The 4,270-nt window shown below is 57.1% G+C and carries 3 protein-coding genes; all 3 read right to left on the bottom strand.

Annotated elements, in window-relative coordinates; translation table 11 throughout:
* A partial coding sequence (locus A3730_RS13800; protein WP_063538263.1) for a class I SAM-dependent DNA methyltransferase occupies positions 1–1,805 on the bottom strand: 1,805 nt, incomplete at its 3' end.
* A 76-nt stretch (positions 1,806–1,881) separates the two neighbouring features.
* Positions 1,882–2,685 (bottom strand): mechanosensitive ion channel family protein, encoded by an 804-nt coding sequence (locus A3730_RS13795; protein WP_063519715.1) that lies wholly within the window; start codon positions 2,683–2,685, stop codon positions 1,882–1,884.
* On the bottom strand, positions 2,678–4,270 hold a 1,593-nt coding region (locus A3730_RS13790; protein ID WP_156501204.1), incomplete at its 5' end, for an AAA family ATPase. The genes A3730_RS13795 and A3730_RS13790, both read right to left, overlap by 8 nt.

The raw sequence follows: 4,270 nt of genomic DNA, 5'->3' as shown, positions 1-4,270 counted from the left end.
GGGTCACGTTCAGACAGTGCGTTGAGGATGGCTTTTTTGATCGGGGCGGGCAGTTTTTCGTCGGCACGCTTGAAGGCAGCGTTGAGCACGTCTTCAAATTCGGTGCGATCCTGATAGAGGGTGTTCCTGAGCTTTTTCAGCAGCGCGATGATGCGCTGCTGGGTGGCTTCACCTTCTTGAACTTCCCGGTCGTGCTCTGCCTGGTTTTTGCGTTTTTTGCTGGTGGCCAGATTGAGGAAGGCTTTTTCCTCCCACAGGCGCTGGATGCGCTCGGCGCTGGACTGGAAATTCAGGCGCAGGGGGCGTTCCACGATGACCTTGAGGTAGCCGAAGTCCCGGTTGTCGAAGATTTTCGAGCAGATCCGTTTTTCCCGTTTACCGTTGAGGCCGACTTTGCAGGTAGCGCTGTCTTTGAAGTCGCCGTACAGACGGGTCAGTTCCTCGATGTGTTGATCGCCGAGCTTGTTGCGCTTGTTGCCCAGACTTTTTTGCATTTTCTGGTAGTGGCGGGTGCCGTCGATCAATTGCACCTTGCCCTTGCGATGGGCCGGCTTGCGGTTGCTGACCAGCCAGATATAGGTGTAGATGCCGGTGTTGTAGAAGAGCTGGTCAGGCAGGGCGATGATGGCGTCCAGCCAGTCGTTTTCGATGATCCAGCGGCGGATATTGCTTTCACTTGGGCCTGGCTCGCCATTGAACAGGGGGGAGCCGTTGAAGACGACGGCGATCTTCGAGCCTTCTCCGCCCTGTTCGGGGGCAGGTTTCATTTTGCTGAGCATGTGCAGCAGAAACAGGGTGGCACCATCGTTGATGCGGGGCAGACCGGGGCCGAAGCGGCCATGGAAACCCAGTTGTTTGTGTTCTTTTTTTACGAATTTTTCCTGGGGCTTCCATTCCACCCCAAAAGGTGGGTTGGCGAGCATATAGTGGAAGGTTTTATCCGGATGGCCGTCTTCAGTAACGCCGTCCCCCAGCGTATCGCCGAAAGCAATGTTGTCGATGGGTTCATCCTTGATCAGCAGGTCTGAGCGACAGATGGCCCAGGATTCGCCATTGTACTCTTGTCCGAATAACTCCAGATGAGCCTGAGGGTTCTGCTCGGTGATGTATTCCTCGGATACTGAGAGCATGCCACCGGTGCCGGCTGTTGGGTCGTAAATGGTACGGGCGATGCCGGGGGTATAGAGCTCCTCGTCGCCAGTGTAGATCAGGTGGGCCATTAGCTGGATGACTTCACGGGGGGTGAAGTGATCCCCTGCCTCCTGGTTGGCCTGTTCGTTGAACTTTCGTACCAGCTCTTCAAAGACATAGCCCATGTCGTGGTTGCTGACCTGGGCGGGGTGCAGGTTCACCTCCGGTCGGGTGAATTCCTGGATAATCAGGTAGAGCCGGTTGGCCTTGTCCAGCTTCTCGATCTCGGATTCAAACTCAAAGGCTTCGAAAATTTCGCGGGCGGGTTTGGAAAAACCGTGGATATAGCTGACCAGGTTGGAGGCGATATTGTCCGGGTCCGCAAGTAGCTTTTCGAAGGTGTAGGGGCTGATGTTGTAAAGCGGGTGTTTACGATCCTTGCTGGCTTTGCGAGCCAGGGCTTTGTGTAGAGCCTTGCCTTCAAGTCCCTTGGCCTGGAGTTTGTCGTATTCCTTGAGTAGAGCCTCTTTGCCAGGCGCGAGAATACAATCCAGGCGGCGCAGCACGGTCATGGGGAGCATGACCTTGCGATATTGTGCCGGGAGATAAGGGCCACGTAGCTTGTTGGCGATATCAAAGACGAAGTTGATCAGATTGGTGGTGTTGGCCGCCATGGGTGCCCTTTTCTTGGGAGAGATTACGATTTTGGGAGAGCGCTAATTAACCAGAAAGGGGCGTCAGCGACAATGGCTAAGCAGGCCGTCTGACGTCCGCCTCAGAAAATCGTTTGGACACCCGCACCACGATATCGCTCTGGAATGCTTTCTCGTAATGCACATCCAGCACATAGGCCTTGGCGCGCAAGCGAATGGCTAGCCGGTAGCCCACTTCAATTTCTTCAATGGCAAAGGTGACCGGTTTTTTCAGGTAGGCGTAACGGCTGGTGACGATGATTTCCTCCACGATGGCCTGGGCCTGTTCGATATCGGCATCCAGGGCTATGTGGAAGTCTGTAACGACCATCATGTCCAGTTCGCCGGCATTGCCGGAGGCCACCACGTCGGTGATAAAGCGTGAATTGGGGATGGTGACCAGGTTGTCGTCCAGGGTTTGCAGGCGCACGGTGCGCAGGCCGATGGAGACAATCTCCCCGTACACATTATCGAAGCTCACCCGGTCACCCACCCGGAACGGACGGTCGAACAACAGGAGCAGGCCGGCGACCAGCGATGCGGCAATGTCTTTCAGGGCAAAACCCAATGCCACCGCGATGGAGCCACCGGCAGCGAGCATAAACTCCTTGGGGGGTTGCAGCACCCCGATCACCAGCGCGATGGCGCCGACGGTGTAAAGAACAAAGCCGATCAAGGTGGTGATCTGCAGAATCAGGAAACGCCGGGTAGGCATTTTCTCGGTGATTTTCTGGCTGGCCTTGCTGATACCCCAGTTCAGTGCCCACAGCACCAGGCCGCCGATAAACAGCAGCATCAACGCATAGACGTTGAACAGTTCTACCACCACCGTGAGGTCGTTGACGATATTTCCATCATTCATTGAGCAGGTTCTTCCGTGTCAGGTAGCTGATCACCTGCTGGTACCACAGGGGCACCAGCCGGTAGCGGCCGTCATCGCTCTTGTGCAAAAAGCCCGCATCAAAACCGCCCTTCAGGGCATAACGCACCACGTTTTCCGACAGGTGTGTCACGGCGCTGATTTCGTGGCTGGTCAGGTTTTCGTGGGTGGCAATGGCGGCATAAACAAACAGGGAGTTGTCGCCCATGCCATCGAGAATGCTGGCCGAGGGGGCGTTGGGCAAGCCAACAGTGACCTGTCGACCTTTCACTTTCACCGAGGTTAAAAACAACCGTAGCGCGACCATGGGGTTGCCCCGGCTGGCATCCCAAAGCAGGCTGAAATAACGCTGCTCCGCATTGCGCAGGTTGCCGGCTTCCGGTCCCCGGGAAGAGAGCAAGACTTCGTCGTAACGTAGCTGGAAGCCACTCAGGTGGTTGCGGCTGAGAATCAGCGAACGGATATCGGTCTGTCCCCAGCGTTTTACCCGGATCACATTACGGAACTGGTATTCGCGGCCGAATACGTTGCACAGGTAAGCCCAGCTCTGGTTATTGATCAGCAACAGCCAGAACACGTTGTCCACCCGTGCGTTGACCAGATTCAGCACGGTGCGCCAGCCTTCCAGCCCGCCCAACTGCGCCAGGAAGAAATTCTGCGCTTCATCCAGTACCACCAGCGTGGGTTGGCGGTGTTCATCTTCCTTGACCAGTGCGGCAGGCCCGTCGTTGACCAGATCCGTACCCAGGGCATCGCCAATCAACTGGTGGATGGCTTCCGGTGTGCAGGTTTTCGCAGGCACTTTCAGGTGCAGGGTTTGCAGAGCCTGGCAGCTTTTTTCGAGCACCTTGTCGAGCTTGCCCAGTGACACGCTTTTGCCACAGCCTTTTTCGCCGGCGACGACCAGCGCGTTTTCATCGGTTTTGCCTTCATGCCAGCGCTGGATGCTTTTCTCCATGGCCGCCACCAGCCCGGTATCGATAAACGGGGTTTTGCTCGCATCGTCCGGCAGGGCCGAGGCAAACCAGCGCTCGTAGGAGGGGGCTTCCGTTTGCCCACCGTTATCGGTCTCGTCTTCATCGGTGGCCACCGTGGCGCGGAAACGAAACCAGCGGGCCTTGAGCCGCATGTACCAGTCGAAGTCAGCCAGCACCCGGTCCACAAAGCCCACCAGGAAGCTGATCAGGGCAACCGGCAGCAGCAACGGCGCGAACAGCCAGAACAGGGCGGGTTCGAGCAGGCGGGCAATCAGCGGGTCTATCCGTGAGGGCATCAGTGTCTGCAGACACACCAGATAGTCCTGGTGTCGCAAGGCCAGTAGCCTCCCCAGCCCCCAGTAAATGGCCACCAGCAGTACCCCGAGAAACAGGTAGTACATCAGCGACGGTCCCAGGCTTTCCCAAACCACAATGACTGGCACCCAGGGGACAATCATCCAGCGCGCCAGATTGCGGGCATGGCGTGTGACCTGTTGGGTCTGTCCGCCGCCCAGGTAGGCGTTGGCACTCTGGGCGACACGCATGACCAGCCATTCGCCAATCAGGCAGAGCAGGCCATAGATGACATA

The sequence above is a fragment of the Alcanivorax sp. HI0044 genome (genome assembly GCF_001634945.1).
This window is presented reverse-complemented; position numbering and strand designations above follow the sequence as displayed.

What these genes read in the sequence shown, in the direction of transcription:
- A3730_RS13795 (WP_063519715.1), bottom strand. Translation starts at nt 2,685, where the DNA reads ATGAATGATGGAAATATCGTCAACGACCTCACGGTGGTGGTAGAACTG.